Genomic DNA, 26,861 nt, shown 5'->3' on the forward strand with positions numbered 1-26,861 from the left:
GGATTGAGTGACAGGCTATCAATGCCCTGCTCCATCAACCAGGCGGCAAAGTCCTCATGATCTGACGGCCCCTGCCCACAGATACCGACGTACTTACCCTGCTTCTTCGCGGCCTGAATCGACATCGACAGCAGCGCTTTAACCGCCTCGTTACGCTCATCAAACAGCGCAGACACCACGCCGGAATCACGATCCAGCCCCAGAGCCAGCTGGGTCATATCGTTCGAACCGATAGAGAAGCCGTCGAAATACTGCAGGAACTGTTCCGCCAGCAAGGCATTAGAAGGGATCTCGCACATCATGATCACCTTCAGGCCATTCTCGCCACGTTTCAGACCCTGCTTGCCAAGCTCTTCCACAACGGCGGCAGCCTGGTCTACGGTACGCACAAACGGAATCATAATTTCGACGTTAGTCAGACCCATCTCGTTACGCACCCGTTTCACTGCAGCGCACTCTAACGCGAAACAGTCACGGAAGCTGTCCGCCACATAGCGACCCGCCCCACGGAAGCCCAGCATCGGGTTCTCTTCTTCAGGTTCATAACGCTCACCCCCCACGAGGTTAGCGTATTCGTTGGATTTGAAGTCAGAGAGACGCACGATAACGCGTTTTGGCGCAAAGGCCGCACCCAGCGTGGCAATTCCCTCGGTCAAACGCGCAATATAGAATTCAACCGGATCGTCAAAACCTTTCATCATCTGACGAATCTGCTGCTGAATCTCTGGCGTCTGCTGGTCAAATTCCAGCAGCGCTTTTGGATGCACGCCGATCATACGGTTGATGATGAACTCCAGACGCGCCAGCCCGACCCCCTCATTAGGCAGGCAAGCAAAATCAAATGCACGATCGGGGTTACCGACGTTCATCATGATCTTGAGCGGCAGATCGGGCATGGTATCCACTTGTGAGCTGGTGACTTCAAAGTCCAGCAGATCCTGGTAAACGTAGCCGGTGTCGCCCTCCGCACAAGTGACCGTCACCTTATGGCCATCTTTGAGATGATCTGTCGCATCGCCACATCCCACCACCGCAGGAATACCCAGTTCACGTGCGATGATCGCGGCATGGCAAGTACGCCCACCACGGTTGGTAACAATCGCTGAGGCTTTCTTCATGATCGGCTCCCAATCCGGGTCCGTCATGTCGGTCACCAGCACGTCACCTTTCTCGATACGATGCATTTCGCTGATATCGTGAATCACCTTCACTTCACCCGCGCCAATACGATGTCCGATGGCTCGGCCTTCGACCAGCACTTTGCCTTTGCCCTGCAAGGTGTAGCGTTCCATCACCTGACCATTGGAACGGACAGTCTCCGGACGGGCCTGCACGATAAACAGCTTGCCGGTGTGACCATCTTTTGCCCACTCAATGTCCATTGGGCGTTTGTAGTGCTGCTCAATCAACACCGCCTGACGCGCCAGATCTTGCACTTCGTCATCGGTCAGGCTGAAGCGGTCACGCTGTTCTTGATCGACATCTTCAATCCGCACCTGCTCCCCATGCTCTTGGGAATCGGCATACACCATGCGAATTTTTTTCGAGCCCATGGTTCGGCGTACAATCGCCGGGCGGTTAGCCGCCAGCGTCGGTTTATGCACGTAAAATTCGTCTGGGTTAACCGCGCCCTGCACCACCATCTCACCCAGACCGAACGCCGAGGTGATAAACACCACCTGGTCGAAACCGGACTCGGTATCTATGGTGAACATCACCCCCGATGAAGCGAGGTCCGATCGCACCATGCGCTGAATCCCGGCCGACAACGCCACACCGCGATGGTCGTAGCCTTGATGCACACGATAGGAGATCGCACGGTCGTTAAACAAAGAAGCATAAACGTGCTTCACGGCCACCAGCACCGCGTCAAATCCCTGCACGTTGAGGAATGTCTCTTGTTGACCGGCGAACGAGGCATCGGGCATATCTTCCGCCGTTGCAGAAGAACGCACCGCAAACGAAGCGTCGGGGTCATCAGAAGAGAGCTGCTCATAGGCTGTTCGTATCGCCTCTTCCAGTTCAGGCAAGAATGGCGTATCAACAACCCATTGACGAATTTGTTTGCCAGCTTTCGCCAGCTCTTCCACATCATCAATATCCGTAATGTCCAGCAAATCATAAATACGCTGGTTCAGTCCGCTTTGGTCGAGAAACAGATTAAAAGCGTAAGATGTCGTCGCATAACCGTTTGGCACGGATACGCCCAGAGACGACAAGTTCGTAATCATTTCTCCCAGGGAAGCATTCTTGCCCCCCACCCGATCAACATCATGCATGCCAAGCTGGTTGTACCAGAGCACTAGCGACTGTTGGTCTTGATTGGACATTGAGATTATCCTTCATTTAAATGATTGGAGCACATGGAACAATTTGCTATTCGCCGAAACAGCCTGGCACAATCAATAAATAAAGACTAAGTGTTGAATCGTTAAAGCAGAAAAAGAAACGCAAAATCGGATTAGTACCCGTCATAAATCGAGTTGCGCAACAGGCTTATTAACCGGCCGCAAATGGCTACAGTGATATTTTTCACTTTTTTCAGAGGGTTAGAGATTGCTTTTCGTTGCGCAACAGCATCAGACTTTATTTCCCAGATTAAATGGAAAATGCGAGTAAATAGCGTTTTTCAAAACAGCATTTCATCTAATATTACCCTTTTGAAGAACAGCCTTGTGTGATGTGACCGCCACTGGTATGGATATTTCATTTTACTTTGAATTAAAATGAAATATTGGCAGTGAGATTGTTATGTAAAAGTAAATGAGAGGATTGCTTGCCCATGAGCACTGAACGCAGTGTGTTCTACATTTCAGATGGCACCGCCATTACCGCTGAAGTTTTGGGGCACGCAGTGCTCTCACAATTTCCCGTCAACACTACCAGTGTCACCCTGCCGTTTGTTGAGAATGTCCAGCGCGCGCAGGCGGTTAAAGCGCAGATTAATGCCTTGTACCAGCAGAGTGGCGTGCGTCCGTTAGTATTTTTCTCAATTGTGACGCCTGACGTCCGCGAGATCATTCTGGAGAGTGAGGGCTTCTGCCAGGATATTGTGCAAGCGCTGGTCGCCCCGTTACAAAGCGAACTCGGTGTGGCTTCGATGCCCGTGGCGCATCGTACTCACGGGCTGACTGCCAGCAATCTGGGCAAATATGATGCGCGTATCGCCGCAATTGATTACACCCTGGCACACGACGACGGTATTTCTCTGCGCGGTCTGGAAGATGCACAGGTCATTCTGCTTGGCGTCTCGCGCTGTGGCAAAACGCCGACCAGCCTCTATCTGGCGATGCAGTTTGGTGTGCGGGCGGCAAACTACCCGTTTATCGCGGATGACATGGATAATCTAAAATTACCCCCCGCATTACGCGCACATCAGCATAAGCTCTTTGGATTAACCATCGATCCCGAGCGCCTGGCGGCGATCCGTCAGGAGCGCGCCGAAAATACCCGGTATGCGTCAATGCGTCAGTGCCGCCTTGAAGTGGGTGAAGTCGAAGCGTTGTTCCGTACCCATCAAATTCGCTACCTCAACAGTACAAACTATTCGGTCGAGGAGATTGCCACCAAAATCCTCGACATTATGGGGCTGCGCCGCAGCATGTATTAGCGTGTAAGCCAGGCCGTAAAGCCTGGCTTCCGTCTTGATTAACTTTCCTTTCTTTTTAGCGGGTTGAATTCGCGAGCTATTGGTTTATTGTGACCACCATCACTTCCCGGTATTTCACCGCTGCGAAGAACAGAATTTTGAGAGTCCCAATGAACAAGACTGATGAACTGCGTACTGCGCGCATCGGCAGCCTGCTAACGCCAGCGGCCCTCGCGCAAGAACACCCTATTTCGGCGGAGATTGCCGCTAACGTCACCGCTGCGCGCCAGCGCATTGCCCGTATCCTGACGGGTGAAGACCCGCGCCTGCTGGTGATTATCGGTCCGTGCTCATTGCACGATCCCAAAGCGGCGATTGAATACGCCGAACGCCTGAATCTCTTGCGTGAGCGCTACAAAGATCGCCTTGAAATCGTGATGCGCGCCTATTTTGAGAAGCCGCGCACTGTGGTGGGTTGGAAAGGTTTGATCTCTGACCCCGATCTCGACGGCAGTTTTGACGTGAATCGCGGCATCGCTATCGCCCGCAAACTGCTGCTGGATATCAATGCACTGGGTATGCCGACCGCCACCGAATTCCTCGATATGGTGATCGGCCAGTTTATTGCCGACCTGATCAGCTGGGGCGCTATTGGCGCACGCACCACGGAAAGTCAGATCCACCGTGAAATGGCCTCGGCACTCTCCTGCCCGGTGGGTTTCAAGAACGGTACCGATGGCAACGTGCAGATCGCTGTAGATGCGATTCGCGCTTCTCGCGCCAGCCATATGTTCCTCTCGCCGGATAAACATGGCCAGATGACGATTTACCAGACCAGCGGCAATCCGCACGGCCATGTGATCCTGCGTGGCGGTAAGCAGCCCAATTACCATGCTGAAGATGTGGCGGCAGCAGCAGCGAACCTGCGTGATTTCAACTTGCCTGAGCAGTTGATTATCGACTTCAGCCACGGTAATTGCCTGAAGCAGCATCGCCGCCAGCGCGACGTCGCGGATGACATCGCCGCGCAGATTCGCCAGGGTTCACGTGCTGTTGCGGGTGTGATGATTGAGAGTTTCCTGCAGGAAGGTAACCAGAAGGTGGTGGGCGGTGAACCCTTAACTTACGGGCAGTCCATTACCGATCCCTGCCTTGGCTGGGAGGATAGTGAAGAAGTGCTGGAGAAACTGGCTGCCGCGGTAGACAGCCGTTTCTAATTAATTTAGCTGGAGCAACTCACTTCCAGCGTTTTGCCCCACTCGGGTGGCCGTTGGCGCAACTGCGCGCTAACGGCTGCATCACTAAACGGCTGCTGCAATGCCAGATGCAAGGTTTCCAACGCCGCAGTTTCCCCTTTCTCGACCTCTTCGATAACCTGCTGAGCCAGATAATTACGCAATACCAGCGCGGGATTAGCGGCTTTCATTACCGTTTGACGCTGTTCATCCGTCGTTTCATCTTGCAGCAGTCGTTGGCGATAAGTGTCATACCAGCGATCAAACGCCTCACGATCGATAAACTCATCGCGCAGCGGTGAACGGCTCTCCTGCTGTTGCGTATCGCTTAACAAACGGAACGTCAGCGTATAATCACTGTGTTCTTGCGTCATCAACGCCAGCAGCGAGGTGAGAATGGCGTTGTCATTCGCATCCGCGGTTAACAGCCCCAGCTTGGCACGCATCTTCTCACCCCAAACCCGCATCAGTTCGGTTTCATATTGACTCAGCGCCTGTTTGAGCTGATCCGTGGTCATTAACCCTGACAGAGCATGCGCCAGACGGTTGAGGTTCCACAGCCCAATCATCGGCTGGTTCTCAAACGCATAGCGGCCTTGATAATCACTGTGATTGCAGATGAAATCGGGCTGGTAATCGTCCAGGAAGCCGTAAGGACCGTAATCCAGTGTTAATCCAAGAATCGACATGTTGTCGGTGTTCATCACGCCGTGTGCAAAGCCGACACTCTGCCAGTGAGCGATCAGGCTCGCGGTACGTTTGACGATGTCGCTGAACCAAAGCTGATAGCGGTCAGCCTGATCGCGTAACTGCGGCCAGTGATGGTGAATGGCATAATCCGCCAGTTGGCGCACCTTCTCCTGTTCACCACCATAATAGAAGTGTTCGAAATGGCCGAAGCGCAGGTGGCTCTCCGCGATGCGCATCAGCATGGCGCCGCGCTCTTGGGTTTCACGCAACACTGGCTCTTCACCAATCGCCAGTGCCAGGGCACGCGTGGTGGGAATACCAAGGTGGTGCAATGCTTCGGAAGCCAGAAATTCACGCACGCTGGAGCGGATGACCGCGCGGCCATCGCCCATGCGTGAGTAAGGAGTGAGTCCCGCGCCTTTGAGGTGCCAGTCGAGTTTGCGCCCATTTTCCAGCTGCTGTTCGCCCAGCAAAATACCTCGACCATCACCTAACTGTCCGGCCCAGACGCCAAACTGATGGCCACTGTAGACCTGAGCCAGCGGTGCCATACCCGGCAGTAATTCACGACCGCTCCATACGCCATGGCCTTCGCCTTGAAACAGGTTTGGCTCCAGCCCCATTTCAGCCGCCAGCGGCGCATTGTGATAAAACAAGCGCCCACCTGCTAAGGGGGTCGGGGCCAGCGCGGTGTAAAAGCCCGGCAACTCTTGCTGCCAGCTATTGATAAATTGCATTAATACTCCAGTAGATGCATGTGTGCAACGCACCGACATTGAGTGTATCGAAGTGAGGTTTAGTGTAACGCTGACACGAGGTGGAGAACAGGTGAAAGGATTACTGCTTTGAGGGTGTATGCAAGCTCACATCAGGATAAATAAGATCGCTTAACCGTTCCGCTTTAACAACCGGGAACAAATTTCCTTGCAGTTGCGCACCATTTAACTGGCTAACTTTCTCCAGCAGCAGGCCATCGTCGACGCCACATATAATTATCTGGTCGGCGAAATCGGAAAACGTATCAATCATCGTTTGCATAAAAGGTGTAAAAGATGCACGTTTTGCAAGCCCCTGAATAAAGACCTTATCCAGTTTCAATACGTTAAACAGATTATCATAGACTGCGGTTGCAGGCGCTTTTCCCGCCCCAAACTGCGAGAGTGATAAACGGAATTCTTGCTGTAAGGAAGCTAAAAGCGGCTGCGCTTTTCCCTTGGCTAATTGGGGAAACGTTTCGCTGACATCCAGAATAATAAATGAAAGTTGTTTAAATTTCCTTAACAGAAATTCGCTTTCCAATAGCGTTGTGGCCATGGAATCATCAATACGTACCAAGGCGGTAATTTGATGTAACTCAAAAAAGTCACGGTACTTTTCCAGCAATGAAAGCTGGCTCTGCAGTAAGCGTAATTGCTGCGCATCGTCTAACTGCGGCAACAACAAATCCTGCGGCAGCGTAATAGGTGCGCTGTCGTGGACGAATTGCGTCACCAGCTCAACCGAAGTCAGCTGGCCCGCCAGAGAGTAAACTGGATAAAACCAGGTTTCCGACTGATAGTCGGCAGATAAATGGACTTTCATTTCTACAGCCAGAAGCAGTGGCAATTGGCGCATCGTATATCAATGAAAACCACCAGGCAATAGGACCAAACGTTTGAAGAGACGCTGTTTTTATGCCTGATTAAGCGGTTTTAAGCCTGAGATAATACTTAAGCCAAATAACCGGGGTTAATATCCTTACCGATTAAATAAACTTAGCACTCTTTTTATTATTGAAGAAAGGCTATTTAAAGTTCCATTTTAAATGAGAGTTAAGTCAGGCTTTGCCATCACAATTAATAGTGCATAAAACCACGCGCCTTTTATGGCATTATTACCTAGTATGGTACTCAATCAGATGCGACGCGCTTGCCAAAATACTTTGCGCCAATAAACATTGTCCAGTGAGGAACGGATTACACCCTGACTGGTAGAGGCATGAATAAAGGTGTTATCGGTATCATAAATACCGACGTGCAGGCCATTTTCACCGCTGCCGGTCTTGAAGAACACCAGATCGCCGGGTAGCAGGTCACTTTTGTCGATTCGCGTGCCAATATCGGTTTGATCAATCGTGGAACGCGGCAACTGCATGGCAAATTGATCACGGAAAGTCAGATAAACAAAGCCCGAGCAATCCACCCCACCGCGGCTTAACCCGCCGTATCGATAAGGCGTTCCCCGCCAATGTGTGAGTTGCTCGTTGAGTTGGGCAATAACGGTAATCGAATCAGACAGGCGACCATTCGGCGGCGGTGCACGATGGCTGCTACAGCCTGCCAACAGCAGAACCAGAATAAAAACCGTAAGTCGCATCAGAATAATCCTTAAATCCGTCGCCCGGCAGACACTTTAGCGGTAAATCTGCCGTTCAGGCAACGACATTCAAGGGATAAACAGCAGCGGACCTTGCGCAGTGTCGATTTGCTCGAAGTGTGTCTGATACAGCGGTGCCAGTTGTTCGGCAGTCAATACTTCCCGTGCGCCACCCTGGCTCACCACACTTCCTTGATGCATTAACCACACAATATCCGCATGGCGCAGGCTATGATTGAGGTCGTGGCCACTGGCGATGATGGCGATGCCTGCGTGGCAAAGGCTGCTCAGTAACTTATCCACCGCACGCTGTTGCGCGACGTCCAGCGCGGTCATTGGCTCATCCAGAATCAGCAACTTCCCGCGTGGATTGAGCAACGGATGAATCTGTAATACGACCGCGGCCAGCCGTACACGCTGCCATTCACCACCCGAAAGCTGTGTCAAGTTGCAGGTCAGTTTGTGTTGCAAGCTGAGCTGAGTGAGAACATCCGACAGCGTGGCATCTGCCTGGGGAGACGCCGATGAGCAATGTAGCCGCAGAAAGTGCCAAACCGGCATCGACCCTAATGCCAACTGCTGCTGAGGCAACCACGCGCGTAACTGCGCCAACGCAGCCCCACTTAAGGTATCAAGCTGCTGACCGGCGATCCGAATCCGTCCCTTGGCCGGCAGCAACCCTGAGAGCACACTTAACAGCGTGCTTTTGCCCGCGCCATTCGGCCCAACCAGGTGAACCAGAGAGCCGGCATTCAGAGTCAGGTCGACGGGAGTCAGTCGCCCTGCGACGCTCACTCCCTCGCACTGCAACAGCATTTACTCGGCCAATGCCTGCTCAACGCGTTTCAGGATAATCGGATCGTCTGGCGTCATATCCGGTGAGAAACGCGCAATTACTTTGCCCTGCTTGTTGATCAGGAATTTCTCGAAGTTCCACAGAATATCGCCCTCCGCTTTCGGCGCACGGCCTTTGCTCACCATACGTTCCAGGAAACCGCTGCCTTCCGGACGCTGGGCCTCTGGCTGAGCCGCAGTCAGTTGCGCATACAGGGGATGGCGATTCGCCCCGTTGACGTCGGTTTTATCGAACATCGGGAAGGTCACACCATAAGTGGTGCTGCAGAACGTTTTGATCTCTTCATTACTGCCAGGTTCCTGCTCAAGGAACTGGTTGCACGGAAAACCGAGCACACTGAAATCTTTGTTCTGCCAGGCTTTTTGTAAGGACTCAAGCTGCTCATACTGCGCCGTCAGACCACATTTAGACGCCACGTTAACCACCAGCAAGACTTTATCCTGATACTGCGCCAACGTGGTTTTTTCGCCATCCAGTGTAACCAGATCAGTTTGATAGATACTCATTGTCGATTCCTGTTGTTGAACCCAAGATGCCAGCCGCAGCTAGCGCGAAGACTTCACTAATAGCACAATAAATAGTGGTGCTCCCAGCGTGGCGGTCACCACACCAATCGGTAATTCCGCGGAGGTCAGCACCAGGCGCGCGATAATATCCGCCCCCAGCAACACCGCGGCACCAGCCAGAGCGGATGCCGGTAACAGATAACGATGATCACTCAAGCCACTCAGCCGAAGCAAATGTGGGATCACCAGTCCGACAAAACCGATTGCGCCGGCCATCGCCACACTGGCCCCCACCAGCCATCCCATTGCCAGCACTAACAGATTGCGCCACAGCAGCAGCGGTAAACCCAGCTGACGTGCTGAGGTCTCTCCCAGTGCCAGTAAATTGAGAGGACGCGCGGTAGCGATGAGCAGTAACGTGACCGGCAAAAGTGCCAGCATCATCCAGCCGTAACGCCAGTCAATGCCGCTGAAGCCGCCCATCATCCAGTACATCAGCTGGCGCAGATCGAGGCTGGTGCTAAAGTACACCGCCCACGTCATGATGGCGCTACAGATAATGCCGAGCGCCACGCCCGTCAGCAGCAGGCGAGTAGCCGATAGCTGACGGTAAGCAAAATGCAGCAGAATGAGGGTGATGAATAACGCGCCCGCCATCGCGGCCAACGCCAGACTCCACAACGAGCCATTACCCAGCATCACCCCCAGCACTAAACCGATTCCCGCACCATTGGACACGCCCAGCAGGCCGGGTTCTGCCAGCGGATTATTAAACAGCGCCTGCATCACCACGCCACTCACCGCCAGCGCGGCACCCACCAGCAATACAGCCAGGGTGCGCGGCAAACGCAGTTGCCAGACGAAGAGGTCGTTCGACGCGCTAAACCATTGTGTGGGGGGGATCCAGCTATCACCAGCACACAGGCTAATGATGAACAGAAGCAGCACAGCGGCACTGAGTAGCATCAGCCAACGCTGGCTGCGGCGGTCGGCCTGTCGGGCAAGCTGGTCCAGCAGAGTCATAGATAAGATTGGCTGAGAAAACAGAGATTTGATTGTAGTGGGATTGTGGCAAAAAGAAAGCGGCACCTGAAGGTGCCGCTGAGGAGACTTAGTGACGCGGAGGAATCGGTTGACCGTGATCATCATGCTGATTGTGATTATCACGCGGGTCATTGTGCTGCTGACGAGGCTGTGGTTTGTTGTCATGACGCGGCGCATTGCCCGGGTGCTGTGACTGCCAGCCGTTACCGTTCCAGTAACCGTGTGGACCTTTCATACCAACACGTTGGTTATGATGCTGTTTCCACCACGTAGGCGCACGCCAGTCATAACCATCCCAGTAGTAGCCACGTTTATCCTGGTCACCGATATGAATCGATACCCCTGGGGTGTTGATGTTGACAGAAACATTGGCACTGGCCAGCAGCGGCATTCCTAACAGGATGCTTAATAAAAGTGCTGTCTTTTTCATCAGCGAAAACCTCTTGTAATGTGATGGCGCTGTTATAACAAATGAAATGAGCCAGTCACTATCGGCGAGTGCCGATTTTCATCCTATTTTCCGGATACTTACGAAATCCTGACAATATGGAAAGATTGCGTAGATCACCTGTTTTTCAGCCAATAAAAAAGGCCGCTAAGCGGCCTTTTTGTCATACTGAAATTAGTCAGCGTCCTTCGGTGTCGCGTTCTCGACGCGACTTTTCAACTTCTGCCCCGGACGGAATGTCACCACCCGGCGGGCAGTGATTGGAATATCTTCTCCCGTCTTCGGGTTACGGCCCGGACGTTGGTTTTTGTCACGCAGATCAAAGTTACCAAATCCGGACAGTTTAACCTGTTCTCCGTTTTCTAACGCACGGCGAACTTCTTCAAAGAAGAGCTCAACCAACTCTTTGGCATCGCGTTTGCTCAACCCGAGTTTTTCAAACAGGTACTCTGACATTTCAGCTTTTGTAAGCGCCATAGGTTCAATCCCTCAAGGTTGCCTGGAATCGCTCTTTTAATGCCGCAACGCATTTGGCAACGGTCGCGGCAATCTCCTCTTCTTCGAGTGTCCGGCTGGTATCCTGCAAAATCAGGCTAATCGCAAGGCTCTTTTCGCCCTCGTTTACGCCCTTACCACGGTACACGTCAAACAAGTTTACGCCAACTACCTGATTTACGCCAACTTTCTTACACTCCGCGATGATATCTGCTGCGGGCACGTTTTCAGCCACTACCACAGCGATATCACGACGGTTTGCTGGGAAGCGTGAAATCTCGCGCGCGTCAGGCAGGACGCGGTCTGCGACCTTATTCCAAAGCAGTTCAAACACTAAGGTGCGGCCGTTGAGATCCAGCTTACGTTCCAGCTCCGGATGAACCACCCCGATAAATCCGATTCGTTCGCCACGTAAATAAATTGCAGCGCTCTGTCCTGGATGCAGCGCCGGATTGGCCTCTGCACGGAAAGAAATCTCATCAAGTTTACCGGTCAAATCCAGCAGCGATTCTAAATCGCCTTTTAAATCATAGAAGTCAACCGCCTGACGCGCCAGATCCCAATGCTCTTCGTAGCGATTACCGCTCAGCACGCCCGCCAGCATAAGATCCTGGCGAATACCAAGATCGGCCTGAGTATCAGGAACAAAGCGCAAACCGCTCTCAAACAGGCGTACACGGCCTTGCTGACGGTTCTGGTTGTACACCACAGCCCCTAGCAGACCGGTCCACAGTGACAAACGCATCGCGGACATATCACTGGAAATCGGGCTTGGCAGAATCAGCGCTTCTTCACCTGGATGCAGCAGCTGCTGCACTTTCGGATCAACGAAGCTATAAGTAATGGCTTCCTGATAGCCTTTATCCACCAGCAAGCTGCGCGCACGTTTCAGGGATAAATCCGCTTCGCGATGCTGTGTCATGATCAGGCTGGCTTTCACCGGCACATCAGGAATGTTGTTGTAGCCGTAGACACGCGCCACTTCTTCAACCAGATCTTCCTCGATAGCCATGTCAAAGCGCCAGCTTGGTGCGACGGCTTTCCACTCGCCGTTGCCCACGGTCACTTCACAACCCAGACGCGTCAGAATGTCGGTGACCTGCTCATCGGCAATCACGTGACCAATCAGGCGGTCCAGCTTTTCACGACGCAGCGTGATGGTGGCACGCTCAGGCAATTTGCTGGCGTCAGTTTGATCGATAACTGGACCCGCTTCACCGCCACAGATGTCCAGCAGCAGCTGAGTCGCGCGTTCAATCGCTTTGAACTGCAGCGCAGGATCGACACCACGCTCGTAACGGTGTGAAGCATCGGTATGCAGACCCTGACGACGGGCACGGCCGGTGATCGCCAGCGGTTCAAAGAAGGCGCACTCGAACAGCACGTTTTGGGTCTGATCGTTCACACCTGAGTGCTCACCACCAAAAATACCGCCCATCGCCAGCGCTTTCTGATGGTCCGCAATCACCAGCGTGTCGCTGCTGAGTTTAGCTTCGGTGCCATCCAACAGCGTCAGCACTTCGCCCTCTTCCGCCATGCGCACCACGATGCCGCCATCAATGCGGTCGAGGTCAAAGGCGTGCATAGGCTGGCCGAGTTCCAACAGAACGTAGTTGGTGATATCCACAACCGGGTCGATTGAACGAATACCGCAGCGACGCAGTTTTTCACGCATCCACAGTGGCGTTGCCGCCTGCACGTTGATGCCTTTTACTACGCGGCCGAGATAACGTGGGCAAGCATCTGTGGCATCTACACGAATGGGGAAGGTGTCAGAAATGGTCGCGTTAACGGGTTCAATAGTGGGCTCCGTCAACGGCAAGCCGTTAACCACCGCCACGTCGCGCGCGATACCGATAATACCGAGGCAATCTGCACGGTTTGGCGTTACGCTGATTTCGATGGTGTTGTCATCCAACTGCAGATAGCTACGGATGTCAGTCCCGATTGGTGCATCCGCTGGCAGCTCAATGATGCCACTGTGATCGTCGGAAATTCCCAGCTCAGAGAAAGAGCACAGCATGCCTTCTGAAGGCTCACCGCGCAGTTTTGCCGCTTTGATTTTGAAATCACCTGGCAGCACAGCGCCCACGGTGGCGACTGCCACTTTCAGACCCTGACGGCAGTTTGGCGCGCCACAGACGATGTCCAGCAGGCGATCGCCGCCTACATTGATTTTGGTGACGCGCAGTTTGTCGGCGTTCGGGTGCTGGCCGCAGTCCACCACTTCACCCACCACAACGCCATGGAACGCGCCGGCAACCGGATCAACACCGTCCACTTCCAGGCCCGCCATGGTGATTTGCTCAGACAGCGCAGCGCTGTCCAGGGCTGGATTTACCCATTCGCGTAACCAGAGTTCACTGAATTTCATTGGATAACCTGCCCTTATTTAAATTGTTTGAGGAAACGTAAATCATTTTCGAAGAAGGCGCGCAGATCGTTAACGCCATAGCGCAGCATGGTAAGACGCTCCATACCCATACCGAAGGCAAAGCCAGAGTAGACTTCCGGGTCAATGCCGACATTGCGCAGAACATTTGGATGCACCATGCCGCAGCCCAAGACTTCCAGCCACTTGCCGTTTTTACCCATCACATCCACTTCAGCGGAGGGTTCGGTGAACGGGAAGTAAGAAGGACGGAAGCGAATCTGCAGGTCTTCTTCAAAGAAGTTGTTCAGGAAATCGTGCAGCGTGCCTTTCAGGTTGGTGAAGCTGATGTCTTTATCAACAATCAGACCTTCCATCTGATGGAACATTGGGGTGTGCGTTTGATCGTAATCGTTACGATAAACGCGGCCTGGCGCAATAATGCGAATCGGCGGTTGTTGGTTTTTCATGGTGCGAATCTGCACGCCCGACGTTTGAGTACGCAGCAGGCGCGTGGCATCAAACCAGAAGGTGTCATGGTCGGCACGCGCTGGGTGATGTCCAGGAATGTTCAAGGCGTCGAAGTTGTGGTAGTCATCTTCGATTTCCGGGCCGGTTACCACCGCAAAGCCTAACTCGCCAAAGAAGTTTTCAATACGGTCGATAGTGCGGGTGACCGGATGCAGGCCGCCGTTCTCAATACGACGACCCGGCAGTGAAACATCAATGGTTTCTGCAGCAAGACGCGCATTCAGTTCAGCACTTTCCAGCGTGTTTTTACGCTCGTTAAGACGGTCCTGCACCTGCTGCTTGGCTTCGTTGATCACCGCGCCTGCCGCTGGACGGTCTTCTGCTGGCAGTTCGCGCAGGGTGGTCATCTGCAGCGTCAGGTGCCCTTTTTTACCCAGAAATTCGACGCGCACGGCGTCCAGGGCGGCGATATCCGACGCCTCGTCGATAGCGGCCGTGGCACGGGCCACCAGGTCTGCGAGTTGGGACATGATTTCCTCTTCTTCCAGCCGGGCTGGTCAGTTCTTGTTAGGATCCTGCGATCCGATTAAGTGTCGCCAGAAACAAAAAAGCCTCCACGGGGGAGGCTTTCAGCGCGATTTTTCGTTTCTTTTCTTATGCGCAAAAGCCCCTGATTTTCAGGTGCTAAAGTAAAAAAGAAACGGAAAATAGCAGCGTGCATGCTTGCGTTACCTTGTCTTGATAGAAACCGCACTATTGAAAAGCCCAGCGGTTAAAATGTCAATCATTTGCGTGAGTTGCAGACAATAAAAAAGGGAGCAAGCTCCCTTTTTCACCTGACTTACGCCAGAGCTGATTTCGCTTTTTCAACCAGTGCCGTGAAGGTCACTTTGTCGAATACTGCGATGTCTGCCAGAATCTTACGGTCGATTTCAATAGAGGCTTTTTTCAGGCCATTGATGAAACGGCTGTAAGAGATACCGTTCTGACGAGCCGCTGCGTTGATACGCGCGATCCACAGTTGACGGAACTGACGCTTACGTTGACGACGGTCACGGTAAGCATACTGACCAGCTTTGATAACAGCCTGGAAAGCAACGCGGTAAACACGTGAACGTGCACCGTAGTAGCCTTTAGCTTGTTTTAAGATTTTCTTGTGACGTGCGCGAGCAATTACACCACGTTTTACGCGAGCCATGTGAGCTCTCCTATATCATATTCTGTGACGCCCTATTCCCTGCAATACGCAAAGTGTTCGGGCAGATTTATAAAAAGTTTACTTATGCGTATGGCAGGCAGGCAACAACCAGGCCCAGATCGCCTTTAGACACCATGCCTTTCGGACGCAGGTGACGTTTACGCTTGGTAGACTTCTTAGTCAGAATATGACGCAGGTTCGCGTGCTTACGCTTGAAGCCGCCAGAAGCGGTCTTCTTGAAGCGCTTAGCCGCGCCACGGACAGTTTTAATCTTTGGCATTTTTACAAATATCCACTTCGCATTGTTAATAAAATGAACCAGACAGGCGAATAAAATTCCGCACAGCGCGAACGCTGCGCGGGTTTATTACTTGAAGGCCTACTGTTTCTTCTTCGGTGCGAGCACCATGATCATCTGACGACCTTCGATCTTCGAAGGGAAGGATTCGACAATCGCCAGATCTAAATCATCACACAGGTCTTTACGGACGCGGTTAAGCACTTCCATACCGATCTGCTGGTGCGCCATCTCACGACCGCGGAAACGCAGCGTGATTTTGGCTTTATCGCCCTCTTCCAGAAAGCGAATCAGGTTGCGTAGTTTGACCTGATAGTCGCCATCATCGGTACCAGGACGGAATTTAATTTCCTTAACCTGGATAACTTTCTGCTTCTTCTTCTGTTCCTTAGAAGACTTACTCTTTTCATAAAGGAACTTGCCGTAATCCATAATACGGCAAACCGGCGGTTCAGCGTTCGGGCTGATTTCAACTAAATCTACGCCAGCTTCTTCGGCTTTCTCAATTGCTTCGCGCAATGAAACGATGCCAAGTTGCTCGCCGTCTACGCCAGTTAAGCGCACTTCGGTAGCACGGATTTCGCCGTTGATACGGTTCGGACGCGTCGGTTGTACTCGTTTTCCGCCTTTAATAACCTTATTCCTCTAATTGGTGAAGATGTCGGCTGCGAATCTCTTGTTGCAGCTTCTCAACAAACACATCTACGTCCATGCTCCCGAGGTCTTTACCACGGCGGGTGCGAACAGCAACTTTGCCTGCTTCCACCTCTTTCTCACCGCAAACCAGCATATAAGGGACGCGACGTAATGTGTGCTCGCGGATTTTAAAGCCTATCTTCTCGTTTCTCAAGTCTGCTTTGACACGAATGCCTGCTTTCTGCAATTTCTTTGTCAATTCGCTGACATAATCTGCCTGGCTGTCGGTGATATTCATCACTACAGCCTGCACGGGTGCCAGCCAGGTCGGGAAGAATCCTGCGAACTCTTCGGTCAGGATGCCAATAAAGCGCTCCATGGACCCCAGAATTGCACGGTGGATCATTACCGGTGTCTGGCGATCGTTGTTTTCACCCACATAAGTGGCGTCCAGACGTTTTGGCAGGGAGAAGTCTAGCTGAACGGTGCCACACTGCCATGCGCGGTCGAGGCAATCGTACAGGGTAAACTCGATTTTCGGGCCGTAGAAGGCGCCTTCTCCTGGCTGATATTCAAACGGAATTTCGTTTTCCTTCAGCGCTTCTGCTAAATCGACTTCCGCACGGTCCCACATTTCGTCGGTACCGATGCGTTTTTCCGGACGGGTAGACAATTTCACCACGATTTTTTCAAAACCGAAGGTGCTGTACATGTCGTACACCATGCGGATACAGCTGTTCACTTCATCACGTACCTGATCTTCGGTACAGAAGACGTGAGCATCATCCTGGGTAAAGCCACGAACACGCATCAGGCCGTGTAAGGCACCTGATGGTTCGTTACGGTGACAGCTACCAAACTCTGCCATGCGCAGCGGCAGGTCACGGTAAGATTTCAGACCCTGATTAAAGATCTGCACGTGTCCTGGGCAGTTCATCGGCTTGATGCAATATTCACGGTTCTCAGAAGAAGTGGTGAACATCGCCTCTTTGTAGTTTTCCCAGTGGCCGGTTTTTTCCCACAGCACGCGGTCCATCATGAACGGACCTTTCACTTCCTGGTAGTCGTACTCTTTCAGCTTGGTACGGACAAACACTTCCAGTTCACGGAAGATAGTCCAGCCGTCGTTGTGCCAGAACACCATGCCTGGCGCTTCTTCCTGCATATGATACAGGTCAAGCTGCTTACCGATTTTACGGTGATCGCGCTTCGCCGCTTCTTCCAGACGCTGCAGATAGGCAGCCAGCTGCTTCTTATCGCCCCACGCTGTACCGTAAATACGCTGCAGCATTTTGTTATCGCTGTTGCCGCGCCAGTAAGCACCGGAGATTTTCTGCAGTTTGAAGTGATGGCAGAAACGCATATTCGGCACGTGCGGACCGCGGCACATGTCGATGTATTCTTCATGATGATACAAACCAGGTTGATCATCGTGACTGATGTTTTCATCAAGAATGGTGGTTTTGTAACTTTCGCCACGCTCAGCAAACACATCACGTGCTTCCTGCCAGCTCACCTTTTTCTTCACGACATCGTAATTTGTCTCAGCCAGCTGGTGCATGCGCTTTTCCAGCAGCTCAAGATCTTCCTGCGTCAGGGTGTGTTCGAGATCGACATCATAATAGAAGCCGTTATCGATCACCGGACCAATCGCCATTTTGGTATTCGGCCACAGCTGCTTGATTGCATGACCTAACAGGTGCGCGCAAGAGTGACGAATAATTTCCAGACCGGCTTCATCTTTGGCGGTGATAATTGCCACCTGAGCATCTTCGGTGATCGGATCAACCGCATCCACCAATTCGCCATTTACGCGGCCGGCAATACAGGCTTTCGCCAAACCCGGACCGATATCCAGAGCGATATCCATCACGCTGACCGGACGGTCAAAAACGCGCTGGCTGCCATCAGGAAGAGTAATTACTGGCATTTCATATCCTTATTGCAGTGGTAAGCCACACGAAAGCCTACATGCAAGATTCAGTTTCGTTTGAGTAGCCCGGCGTAATGTCAGACCCACATTGTCGGAATGACGCCAGGAGTGTAAAGCGCCGGAGATAATAGCAGCTTTCACTCGCCAGCAAAACCCATCAAAAATGCGCTAAGCCAAAGAGAGATAAAAAAACCGCTACGCGGCACAGACCGGGTAGCGGTTGTTCAATCCTGTCTCGCTTACATCGCGTAGGAGAGCTGAATCGTGGTTTTGGTGTCGGTACGATCCGGCGCAGATTCCGGCGGATTGTTGTTCCAGGTCACGTTGTATGCCAGCTTCAAAGCGAAGTGGGCATTGATTGCCACTTGCAGGCCGGTTTCAGAGTTGACGGTGGTGTCATCTCCGAAGCTGCTAAGAACGGAGACACCCTGAATGAACTTGGTGGTGTCCGTCAGCTGCCACTGATAGCTGACCGCGCCATAACCCAGCGCTTTGGTTTCATGACCACCCGCGTGGAAATCGTCATAACGCACACCCGGACCGAATTCAGCACGCAGTGAGTGCACTGGGCCGTTCAGGATCTGGCGACCATAACCTGCAGTCAGTACGTCACGTGAATCATAACCGTTGAAACGATCGCTCAACCAGCTTGCCTGACCGAACAGGTAGTCAGCGCTGTTGAGGTTGTAACGGGTACGGCCACCGAGGCTGTAAGTCTCTGACGAACGCTCATCATTTGAGGAGTTGTTCGCAGCATTACCCCAAAGACTGTAAGCGGTGTTGGTCTGATACCAGGTCATGTTGGTCGCAGCACTCAGCGCTGAGCTGGTGGTGTTACCGGTCTGAGCCAGATATCCCGCTGACGCGCTGCCTTCAAACGGTTTTTTCGCCGTTGAAGGGTCATCCATGGAGGTGAATACGGTGTTATCTGCAAATGCCTGGTGACAAAATGCTCCAGCAGAGAGCAATAAAACAGCGGACAGCTTATTAAAGGCTTTCATTAAATGTGACCCGTACGACAGTTTAAAAAATGATGAGTCTGAAGAGTTTTCCCGGCCAATCAATGCAATTTACGGTAAGTTTTGTAAAAAAATATGAAAGCGCCAGAAAAGCCAGGTTTCGTGTGGAAACCGCCCGTGGAATGAGACCTTTCCCATTTCCGGCGCGCATTATAAGAGGCAATTAGCGAAATAGCAGCTTAATTGCTACAAGAATTTTCCGAACCCTGCTGACACAGATTTACGCCCCTTCCCGGTCAGAATTGAGCAGAATTCGCTCTATCCGTTGCGCTGGTCTACGCTGAAATTTGTTCCATTACAATGAGGTGAAAGATGAGCGACCATGACCTTAAACGTTACGTTGTCACGCTAAATTATCTGGATGCGAGCTTAAGTGATTTGCAGTCCCTGAACAGTGTCATGGTAAATGGCGGTTATAGCACCACGTTGCACGATGAGAACGGCCACGCACATGAGTTGGGTACAAATAGTTATGGCCTGATAAGTGCACTGGAACAGCAGGATGTCATCGAGCAAACAATCGGGTTAGCTGAAGTGGCTTTGCATCGTAAACCGGAAGTGGTGGTCACCACTCTGGACGCTTTTTTGAAGGCGCAATCCTGAAGCGTGCAAAAATTAGGCAGCACCACTGGTTTTGCTGAAGTTTTGCGCGTTACAATCACACTTACGCAGCGAATAAAGAGGATTACCCAATGTGGTCAGCCGTTAGTCGTCTGTTAAGCGAACATGTCGGCAGTGCCGAAATCACTGAACGTCACGAGTTACCCGGTGGAGATGTCCATCCTGCCTGGCGTATTCGTTATGGTGAATTGGAGGTGTTCGTTAAGTGTAATACCCGCGATATGCTCACCCTGTTCAGTTGGGAAGCCGATCAACTTGATTTGCTCGCGCGTACCCAGACCGTTCGCGTACCCAAGGTGTATGGCGTAGGCAGCGATCGCGACAGCAGTTTTCTGCTGCTGGAGTATATTCATCCCGACCCTCTCAATGAGCACAGTGCCTTCCAACTCGGTCAACAATTAGCGCATCTGCACCAATGGAGTGAGCAGCCGCAGTTTGGCCTCGACTACGACAATAACATCACCACATCACCGCAACCCAACAGTTGGCTACGGCGCTGGTCCGTGTTCTTCGCTGAACAACGTATTGGATGGCAGTTACAACTCGCGGCTGAAAAAGGGGTGCAGTACGGCAATACAGAGTTGATTGTTGATTGTGTGCAGCGCGCCCTGGCTAACCATCATCCTCAGCCCTCTTTGTTACACGGTGATTTGTGGCCTGCTAACTGTGCAGGCAGCAGCAGCGGGCCATGGTTGTTTGATCCGGCCTGTTATTGGGGCGATCGCGAATGTGATTTAGCAATGCTGAGCTATTACGCCGATTTGCCTCGGCAGATTTACGAGGGTTACCACGCCGTGTGGCCGCTGGCGGAAGGTTTTTCACAGCGTCAGCCGGTTTACCAACTGTATTATCTGTTGAACCGTGCCAATGTGTTTGCTGGCAACTGGGCAAATGAAGCGCAATTCGCCATTGACCAGTTGCTGGAAGAAGATGTGTCAGGACAGCGTCAGGCCAAACCGGCCTGACCGCTTAAAGCATGCCTAACAGCTTGAGTACAAAGTATCCGGCAATCGCAATGACGATGGGCAGGATATAGAGCGGGAATATCTGTAGCAGGATGGTGTGGCGCGGCACATGGATTTTTTCTTCCAGCTGCGCGCGAGTCCGCCCTTCCGAACCTTTCGCTTGCTCCAGAATCATTTGATCCTCTATCCCTTCTTTAATATGTCGAGATTGACGCCACATCCGTGCACCAGACGCCTGCAACGCAATCCCGACAAAGATCAGGATGTAGATGATCCAGAAGCCGATGTTGGCACCGCCGTTGAATTCAGGCACCGGAGAGTTTTGCCAAAATACGTTTAAAAACGGCGTGTTGAACTTGACCATATCCACCATGACGTGGACAAAATCGAGCATGACGGCATCAATGCCAGGCTGCTTTTCACTGTGTTTAAACATGAAGCCGAGTATTGAGATGATGGTCGATAGCAGCGCTGGAATGAAAATGACCCAGCCGGCCACTCGCTTAAGGATGGCGATGCGGCCAGCCTGTTGATAAGTCATGGTGTTTCCTTCACATACAGTAGTTTTGCCCTAAGTCTACCTGCACTGATGCATTTTTTCCTGAAAAATGCGTAACCTGCCGTGAGTCGGTTTTCCAGGCCTGCCATGTTAAGGTATGACAAATTTTTAAACGGAGCTGTTGTATGTCTTATCGTCGCCCTGTCGTGGCCGCTATTTTTGATATGGACGGATTGCTGATCGATTCAGAGCCGTTATGGGATCAGGCCGAGCTGGATATTTTTTCCAGTCTGGGTGTGGATATCTCCCGCCGCCACGAACTGCCGGATACCTTAGGTCTGCGAATTGATCAGACCGTGCGCATGTGGTTTGAAGCGCTGCCGTGGAATGGGCCAGATCAAGCCGAGGTGACGCAGCGGATTATTGCGCGTGCGCTGGGCTTAGTTGAGGAGACACGACCACTGTTGCCGGGTGTGGAGCAGGCTCTGCAACTTTGCCAACAGCAGGGATTAAAAATCGCCCTCGCCTCTGCGTCTCCTCTGTTTATGTTAGAGCGTGTGCTGGAGATGTTCGATCTGCGTCACTATTTCGATGCAATTGCGTCGGCGGAAGCCCTTCCTTATAGCAAGCCACATCCTCAGGTGTATCTGGATGCTGCCGCTAAGTTGGGTGTTGATCCGTTGAACTGCGTGACGCTGGAAGATTCGTTTAATGGCATGATCGCCACTAAAGCTGCACGCATGCGTTCCATCGTGGTGCCAGCGGAATCGCATCGTGACGATGCACGTTGGGCGCTGGCGAATGTGAAGCTGGCGGATTTGACAGAGCTTCGGGCTGAGCATCTGTTTAACTAATGCCATCGGTTCGGTCGCTGTACGTTCAGGCGCTCAAGCCAGGACAGACCCGTCCGATCGCAAAGACAACACGCATCCTTGCAGATCGGCCGGGCCATCCTTGGCCCGGACGCTTTGCTCTTCGGACGGGTCTGTCCTGTCTATAGCACGTTAATCATCGCTTTAATAAATGCATGCATTGTGCGTTTTTGATCGTCCACACAAATAAATAAAACAACGTTTCATTTTTATTGAATTACTATCCCATCCTGCCTAAGATGCCCAAAGACCCGATTCGGGACACTTCCTTTAACATTGAGAGGCCTGAGATGGACGTTCGTCAAAGCATCCACAGTGAGCATGCAAAGAATCTCGATACTGCGGGACTGCGCCGCGAATTCTTGATCGAAAAGATCTTTGAGGCAGATAACTACACGCTGACCTACAGCCATATTGACCGCATCATTATCGGTGGTGTGATGCCGGTGCAGCAGTCGGTGACTATAGGAGAGGAAGTCGGCAAGCAGTTGGGCGTCAGCTATTTTCTTGAACGCCGTGAATTAGGGGTGATAAATGTCGGCGGGCCGGGATTGATCGACGTTGATGGTAAAACCTGGGAGATCGGCCATCAGGAGGCCCTGTATGTGGGGCAAGGGACGAAGCGCGTCATCTTCCACAGCAGCGATGCCCGCCATCCTGCAAAGTTCTACTACAACAGTGCGCCGGCGCATACACGCTATCCCGACAGGAAGATCACGCTGGAGGACGCCGTCAAAGCCACGCTGGGCGATGCCGCCACCTCGAACCGTCGCACCATCAATAAATTCATCGTGCCGGACGTCCTCCCCACCTGTCAGCTCACCATGGGGTTGACCCGCCTTGATGATGGCAATCTGTGGAATACCATGCCCTGCCATACCCATGAGCGCCGCATGGAAGTGTACTTCTATTTTGATATGCCAGATGACAGCGCCGTGTTTCATATGATGGGACAACCACAAGAGACGCGCCATTTACTGGTGCATAACGAGCAAGCGGTTATCTCACCCAGTTGGTCTATCCACGCCGGTGTCGGCACCCAACGCTATACCTTTATCTGGGGCATGGTCGGTGAAAATCAGGTGTTTGATGATATGGACCACGTCAGTATCAGCGCGCTGCGCTAACAGGAGGCACAATGATCCTTAACGCATTCAATCTCGAAGGCAAAATTGCGCTGGTGACCGGCTGTAATACTGGTTTAGGCCAGGGAATGGCATTGGGTCTGGCGCAAGCAGGCTGCGATATCATTGGAGTAAACCGCGCAGGTCCGGCTGATACCCAAGCCAAAGTCGCAGCGTTGGGGCGGCGCTTCTGGTCCATTCAGGCCGATCTCACCAAGCCGACAGGGGTGCCGCACATTGTCGAGCAAGCCGTTGCCTGTGCCGGGCGCATTGATATCCTGGTCAACAATGCCGGTATTATTCGCCGCGAAGATGCACTCAATTTTAGTGAGCAAGACTGGGATGATGTGATGAACATCAACAGCAAAAGCCTGTTTTTCCTGTCTCAGCACGTTGCCCGCCAGTTTATTGCGCAGGGTAACGGCGGCAAGATCATTAACATTGCCTCAATGTTGTCATTCCAGGGCGGTATTCGCGTACCTTCTTATACCGCATCGAAAAGCGCAGTAATGGGCTTAACCCGCCTGATGGCGAATGAGTGGGCCAAACACGGCATCAACGTCAACGCTATTGCACCGGGTTATATGGCAACCAATAACACCGAGCAACTGCGCAGCGACGAATCGCGTAATGAAGAGATCCTGGGACGTATTCCATCGGGCCGTTGGGGTAACCCCGATGACATGATGGGGCCGATCGTGTTTCTCGCCTCAAGCGCGTCTGACTATGTTCAGGGATATACGTTGGCCGTCGATGGTGGATGGTTAGCACGCTAAGCTAACCTGTTCTTTTCCCGCGTCATTATGACGCGGGGAAGTGAAAAATATTAACGCTTCGTTACAGCGTCACCATTCTCATTTACTGGATAAATCCCTATACTGGATGCATCGACAGTTTTTGCAGCCAGGTTTCATCATGACGGCCGAAGGCCATATCATTTTTGCCATTGCCAGCGCGATTTTTGCCAAGCGCGCGGAGTTGACGCCGGTTTTGGCTAGCGCCGATTGGTGGCATCTTGTGCCTGCTGCGCTGTTGACTTGCCTGCTGCCTGATATCGATCATCCTAAATCCGTGCTGGGCCAGCGTTTAAGATGGATATCCCATCCGATTGCGCGCGCCTTCGGCCATCGCGGCTTTACGCACAGCTTGCTGGCGGTCGCGGTCAGCTTGTGGCTGTTCCAGATTAATGTTCCCGCCGACTGGTTTTTACCCGCAGATGTGTTGCAGGGCATGACGCTGGGTTATCTCAGCCATATCATCGCCGATATGCTTACCCCCGCTGGCGTCCCGCTGCTGTGGCCCTGCCGCTGGCGCTTTCGCCTACCTTTGCTGAATAGCCAGAAAGGCAATCAACTAGAGCGTGCGTTGTGCCTGGCATTGGTGGGTTATGCACTGTGGTTCCCGCCCGGCACGCCCTCTTTTGGTGCTAACGGCTGGCCAGAACAACTGTTCAATACGCTACAAAATGGAGTGGGTCGGGTAATAAACGGACAGAAAGAGCAATAAGCATACAAATTGCGAGATTAAGTTATAAGCCATTCTTTTTGGATATAAGCCTGCACTTTCATGAACTGGTAACATTCCTGACATTCCCTGACGGGAATTGACTATTTTCCGCGCCAGCTCATGACGCTGCGCGGCTCATCTCTGGAGTCGAGCATGGATTTTCCCCTCATTCTTAATATCGTGGCCTTTGTCGCGCTGCTGATTGTTCTCAATCGCATTGGCAACCAAAGCTGGAGTTTGTCGAAGCGCGTACTCACCGGTCTGGTGTTTGGCGTGTTTTTCGGTTTGGCGCTGCAAACCATTTATGGTGAGAACAGCCCGGTCGTGAAGGACTCGATTAGCTGGTTCAATATTGTCGGTAATGGCTATGTGCAGTTGCTGCAGATGATCGTCATGCCTTTAGTGTTTGCCTCTATCCTCAGTGCCGTTGCGCGTCTGCATAATGCTTCTTCACTGGGCAAAATCAGCGTACTGACCATTGGTGTGCTGCTGTTTACCACCGCCATCTCCGCCTTGGTAGGCGTGCTGGTCACCGGACTGTTTGGCCTGAGCGCGGAAGGTTTAGTGCAAGGTGCCCAGGAAACCGCCCGTCTGAGCGCGATTCAGAACAACTATGTCGGCAAAGTGGCTGATTTGAGTACGCCGCAGTTACTGCTCTCCTTTATCCCGAAAAATCCGTTTGCGGACATGGCGGGTGCTAACCCAACCTCAATCATCAGCGTGGTGATTTTCGCCGCCTTCCTTGGTGTCGCCGCTTTGCAGTTGTTGAAAGATGACAAAGTCAAAGGCGAGCGTGTGCTGGTAGCTATCGATACCCTGCAATCCTGGGTGATGAAGCTGGTGCGTTTGATCATGAAGCTCACCCCTTACGGCGTGCTGGCGTTGATGACCAAAGTGGTAGCGGGCTCTAACCTGCAAGACATCATCAAACTGGGTGGTTTCGTGGTGGCTTCTTACCTTGGTCTGGCCATCATGTTCGGGGTGCATGCCCTGCTGCTGTCAGTTAATGGCATTAACCCAATGCGTTTCTTCCGCAAAGTGTGGCCAGTGATTACCTTCGCCTTCACCAGCCGTTCCAGCGCGGCCAGCATTCCGTTGAATGTGGAGACGCAGACGCGCCGCCTGGGTGTGCCAGAATCGATTGCCAGCTTCTCTGCCTCGTTTGGTGCCACTATCGGTCAGAACGGCTGTGCTGGTCTCTATCCGACCATGTTGGCGGTGATGGTCGCGCCAACCGTGGGCATCAATCCATTTGATCCGATGTGGATTGCCACCCTGGTCGGTATCGTCACTCTCAGCTCTGCCGGTGTGGCTGGCGTGGGTGGTGGTGCCACCTTCGCGGCACTGATTGTCTTGCCTGCGATGGGTCTGCCAGTGACGTTAGTCGCCCTGTTGATCTCCATCGAACCGTTAATTGATATGGGCCGTACCGCCTTGAACGTCAATGGTTCGATGACGGCCGGTTCTTTGACCAGCCGCTGGCTCGGTTTGACCGATAAAAAAGTACTGGAAAGCGACGAACACGCCGAACTGGCGCACCGCTAATCTTCCACAGCCAGACAACGGCAGGCCGCAAAGCCTGCCGTTTTTTTTGGCTTCAGCTCCGCAATTCAGCCTAATCGTGGTGCCAGCGTCAGGAAAGTGTTAAGCATGGTAAACAGACGAAAAATCAGCCATTTTTCACTTGAGTTTTAGCGTGCAAAGGCTAATTCTGCTATCAGTCATAGCAGGAGAAACACCGATGAAAAACGTTATCGCCTCGGTGCTGGCGTTAACCTTATTAACACCAGCCATTAGTTTTGCCCACCCTTACGGATGGGGACCAGGTCCAGGTCCCCATTGGGGTGGCGGTCCACGTTGGGGTGGCCCCGGCCCGCTGCGCTTCTTACCTGAAGCGGCAACTGCGGTGCTGATCGGCGGCCTGACCTATTACATGCTGAATGGCAATTACTATCAACGTCAGGGTGACACCTACGTCGTGGTGCAAGCGCCTGAAGCGCCACCATCAGGCGGTATGCGGGTGCTGGATTTCAACGGTAAACGCTATTACGTTCAGGAAGGCCACTATTATCAGCGAGAAGTCGGTGGTAATTATGTCGAGGTGCCGCGTCCATACGGACTCTAAGCCCA

Annotated in this window: 28 protein-coding genes and 1 other annotated feature; of the genes, 10 read left to right on the plus strand and 18 right to left on the minus strand. The window is 52.5% G+C overall.

Annotation, left to right across the window (positions count from 1 at the left end):
- On the minus strand, positions 1-2,330 hold a 2,330-nt coding region (ppsA, locus tag PSSD_RS17555), incomplete at its 3' end, for a phosphoenolpyruvate synthase (RefSeq protein ID WP_058973115.1).
- Between the two features lie 446 nt (positions 2,331-2,776).
- Between ppsA and ppsR the strand changes: the two genes are divergently transcribed.
- Both ppsR and PSSD_RS17565 read left to right on the plus strand, forming a co-directional pair.
- Positions 2,777-3,610: a posphoenolpyruvate synthetase regulatory kinase/phosphorylase PpsR gene (gene ppsR, locus PSSD_RS17560; RefSeq protein WP_058973116.1), complete on the plus strand. Its 834-nt coding sequence runs from the start codon at positions 2,777-2,779 to the stop codon at positions 3,608-3,610.
- Positions 3,611-3,759: 149 nt separating this feature from the next.
- Complete coding sequence (locus PSSD_RS17565) at positions 3,760-4,806, plus strand: 3-deoxy-7-phosphoheptulonate synthase (protein WP_039335758.1); 1,047 nt, start codon at positions 3,760-3,762, stop codon at positions 4,804-4,806.
- A 5-nt stretch (positions 4,807-4,811) separates the two neighbouring features.
- On the opposite strand, the gene PSSD_RS17570 is transcribed toward PSSD_RS17565, so the two are convergent.
- From PSSD_RS17570 to PSSD_RS17640, 16 genes are all read right to left on the minus strand, one after another.
- Entirely contained in the window at positions 4,812-6,251 is a 1,440-nt protein-coding gene (locus tag PSSD_RS17570) for a protein adenylyltransferase SelO (RefSeq protein ID WP_058973117.1), read from the minus strand.
- 100 nt (positions 6,252-6,351) lie between these two features.
- Positions 6,352-7,095 (minus strand): EAL domain-containing protein, encoded by a 744-nt coding sequence (locus PSSD_RS17575; protein WP_058973131.1) that lies wholly within the window; start codon positions 7,093-7,095, stop codon positions 6,352-6,354.
- A gap of 312 nt (positions 7,096-7,407) precedes the next feature.
- The gene (locus PSSD_RS17580; RefSeq protein WP_039335754.1) at positions 7,408-7,869 is read right to left on the minus strand and encodes an NlpC/P60 family protein; all 462 of its coding nucleotides are present in this window, start codon (positions 7,867-7,869) and stop codon (positions 7,408-7,410) included.
- 69 nt (positions 7,870-7,938) lie between these two features.
- Positions 7,939-8,685 carry a vitamin B12 ABC transporter ATP-binding protein BtuD gene (btuD, locus tag PSSD_RS17585; protein WP_058973118.1) on the minus strand — a complete coding sequence of 249 codons (747 nt, stop codon included), beginning with the start codon at positions 8,683-8,685 and terminating at the stop codon, positions 7,939-7,941.
- Positions 8,686-9,231: a glutathione peroxidase gene (locus PSSD_RS17590; RefSeq protein WP_058973119.1), complete on the minus strand. Its 546-nt coding sequence runs from the start codon at positions 9,229-9,231 to the stop codon at positions 8,686-8,688.
- Between the two features lie 39 nt (positions 9,232-9,270).
- On the minus strand, positions 9,271-10,254 hold the full coding sequence (gene btuC, locus PSSD_RS17595; RefSeq protein ID WP_058973120.1) for a vitamin B12 ABC transporter permease BtuC: 984 nt from the start codon (positions 10,252-10,254) through the stop codon (positions 9,271-9,273).
- Between the two features lie 88 nt (positions 10,255-10,342).
- The gene (locus PSSD_RS17600; protein WP_058973121.1) at positions 10,343-10,705 is read right to left on the minus strand and encodes a DUF2502 domain-containing protein; all 363 of its coding nucleotides are present in this window, start codon (positions 10,703-10,705) and stop codon (positions 10,343-10,345) included.
- A gap of 192 nt (positions 10,706-10,897) precedes the next feature.
- Positions 10,898-11,200, minus strand: a complete 303-nt coding sequence (gene ihfA, locus PSSD_RS17605) for an integration host factor subunit alpha (protein ID WP_007892687.1) — start codon at positions 11,198-11,200, stop codon at positions 10,898-10,900.
- Between the two features lie 4 nt (positions 11,201-11,204).
- Positions 11,205-13,592: a phenylalanine--tRNA ligase subunit beta gene (pheT, locus tag PSSD_RS17610; protein WP_058973122.1), complete on the minus strand. Its 2,388-nt coding sequence runs from the start codon at positions 13,590-13,592 to the stop codon at positions 11,205-11,207.
- 14 nt (positions 13,593-13,606) lie between these two features.
- Positions 13,607-14,590: a phenylalanine--tRNA ligase subunit alpha gene (pheS, locus tag PSSD_RS17615; RefSeq protein ID WP_039335741.1), complete on the minus strand. Its 984-nt coding sequence runs from the start codon at positions 14,588-14,590 to the stop codon at positions 13,607-13,609.
- A gap of 56 nt (positions 14,591-14,646) precedes the next feature.
- Positions 14,647-14,781 carry a hypothetical protein gene (locus tag PSSD_RS28380; protein WP_268810642.1) on the minus strand — a complete coding sequence of 45 codons (135 nt, stop codon included), beginning with the start codon at positions 14,779-14,781 and terminating at the stop codon, positions 14,647-14,649.
- Positions 14,662-14,786, minus strand: a sequence feature (Phe leader region). (Overlaps the previous gene by 120 nt.)
- 115 nt (positions 14,787-14,901) lie before the next feature.
- Positions 14,902-15,258, minus strand: a complete 357-nt coding sequence (gene rplT / locus PSSD_RS17620; RefSeq protein ID WP_007892678.1) for a 50S ribosomal protein L20 — start codon at positions 15,256-15,258, stop codon at positions 14,902-14,904.
- Positions 15,259-15,340: 82 nt separating this feature from the next.
- Positions 15,341-15,538 carry a 50S ribosomal protein L35 gene (rpmI, locus tag PSSD_RS17625; protein WP_006118955.1) on the minus strand — a complete coding sequence of 66 codons (198 nt, stop codon included), beginning with the start codon at positions 15,536-15,538 and terminating at the stop codon, positions 15,341-15,343.
- Between the two features lie 99 nt (positions 15,539-15,637).
- A complete protein-coding gene (gene infC, locus PSSD_RS17630) occupies positions 15,638-16,189 on the minus strand; it encodes a translation initiation factor IF-3 (RefSeq protein WP_039335733.1) in 552 nt (183 codons plus the stop codon).
- 4 nt (positions 16,190-16,193) lie between these two features.
- Entirely contained in the window at positions 16,194-18,122 is a 1,929-nt protein-coding gene (thrS, locus tag PSSD_RS17635; RefSeq protein ID WP_039335731.1) for a threonine--tRNA ligase, read from the minus strand.
- A gap of 242 nt (positions 18,123-18,364) precedes the next feature.
- Positions 18,365-19,126 (minus strand): DUF481 domain-containing protein, encoded by a 762-nt coding sequence (locus PSSD_RS17640; RefSeq protein ID WP_039335729.1) that lies wholly within the window; start codon positions 19,124-19,126, stop codon positions 18,365-18,367.
- Between the two features lie 330 nt (positions 19,127-19,456).
- On the opposite strand from PSSD_RS17640, the gene ghoS reads away from it, so the two are divergent.
- Both ghoS and PSSD_RS17650 read left to right on the plus strand, forming a co-directional pair.
- Entirely contained in the window at positions 19,457-19,747 is a 291-nt protein-coding gene (gene ghoS, locus PSSD_RS17645) for a type V toxin-antitoxin system endoribonuclease antitoxin GhoS (RefSeq protein ID WP_058973123.1), read from the plus strand.
- An 89-nt stretch (positions 19,748-19,836) separates the two neighbouring features.
- The gene (locus PSSD_RS17650; RefSeq protein WP_058973124.1) at positions 19,837-20,730 is read left to right on the plus strand and encodes a fructosamine kinase family protein; all 894 of its coding nucleotides are present in this window, start codon (positions 19,837-19,839) and stop codon (positions 20,728-20,730) included.
- Between the two features lie 4 nt (positions 20,731-20,734).
- Here the strand turns inward: PSSD_RS17650 and PSSD_RS17655 are convergent, their stop codons facing one another.
- Entirely contained in the window at positions 20,735-21,271 is a 537-nt protein-coding gene (locus PSSD_RS17655) for a YniB family protein (RefSeq protein ID WP_039335910.1), read from the minus strand.
- A 143-nt stretch (positions 21,272-21,414) separates the two neighbouring features.
- On the opposite strand from PSSD_RS17655, the gene hxpB reads away from it, so the two are divergent.
- From hxpB to PSSD_RS17685, 6 genes are all read left to right on the plus strand, one after another.
- Positions 21,415-22,083: a hexitol phosphatase HxpB gene (hxpB, locus tag PSSD_RS17660; protein ID WP_039335911.1), complete on the plus strand. Its 669-nt coding sequence runs from the start codon at positions 21,415-21,417 to the stop codon at positions 22,081-22,083.
- A 308-nt stretch (positions 22,084-22,391) separates the two neighbouring features.
- Positions 22,392-23,228: a 5-dehydro-4-deoxy-D-glucuronate isomerase gene (gene kduI / locus PSSD_RS17665; protein ID WP_058973125.1), complete on the plus strand. Its 837-nt coding sequence runs from the start codon at positions 22,392-22,394 to the stop codon at positions 23,226-23,228.
- Positions 23,229-23,239: 11 nt separating this feature from the next.
- A complete protein-coding gene (gene kduD, locus PSSD_RS17670; RefSeq protein ID WP_058973126.1) occupies positions 23,240-24,001 on the plus strand; it encodes a 2-dehydro-3-deoxy-D-gluconate 5-dehydrogenase KduD in 762 nt (253 codons plus the stop codon).
- A 139-nt stretch (positions 24,002-24,140) separates the two neighbouring features.
- On the plus strand, positions 24,141-24,731 hold the full coding sequence (locus PSSD_RS17675; RefSeq protein WP_039335932.1) for a metal-dependent hydrolase: 591 nt from the start codon (positions 24,141-24,143) through the stop codon (positions 24,729-24,731).
- A gap of 153 nt (positions 24,732-24,884) precedes the next feature.
- Positions 24,885-26,276 (plus strand): L-cystine transporter, encoded by a 1,392-nt coding sequence (locus tag PSSD_RS17680; protein WP_058973127.1) that lies wholly within the window; start codon positions 24,885-24,887, stop codon positions 26,274-26,276.
- Between the two features lie 196 nt (positions 26,277-26,472).
- Positions 26,473-26,856 carry a DUF6515 family protein gene (locus tag PSSD_RS17685; protein ID WP_039335921.1) on the plus strand — a complete coding sequence of 128 codons (384 nt, stop codon included), beginning with the start codon at positions 26,473-26,475 and terminating at the stop codon, positions 26,854-26,856.
- The last annotated feature ends 5 nt before the right edge of the window (positions 26,857-26,861 follow it).

The sequence above is a fragment of the Type-D symbiont of Plautia stali genome, assembly GCF_001485335.1.
Taxonomy (GTDB): Bacteria; Pseudomonadota; Gammaproteobacteria; order Enterobacterales; family Enterobacteriaceae; genus Pantoea; species Pantoea vagans_C.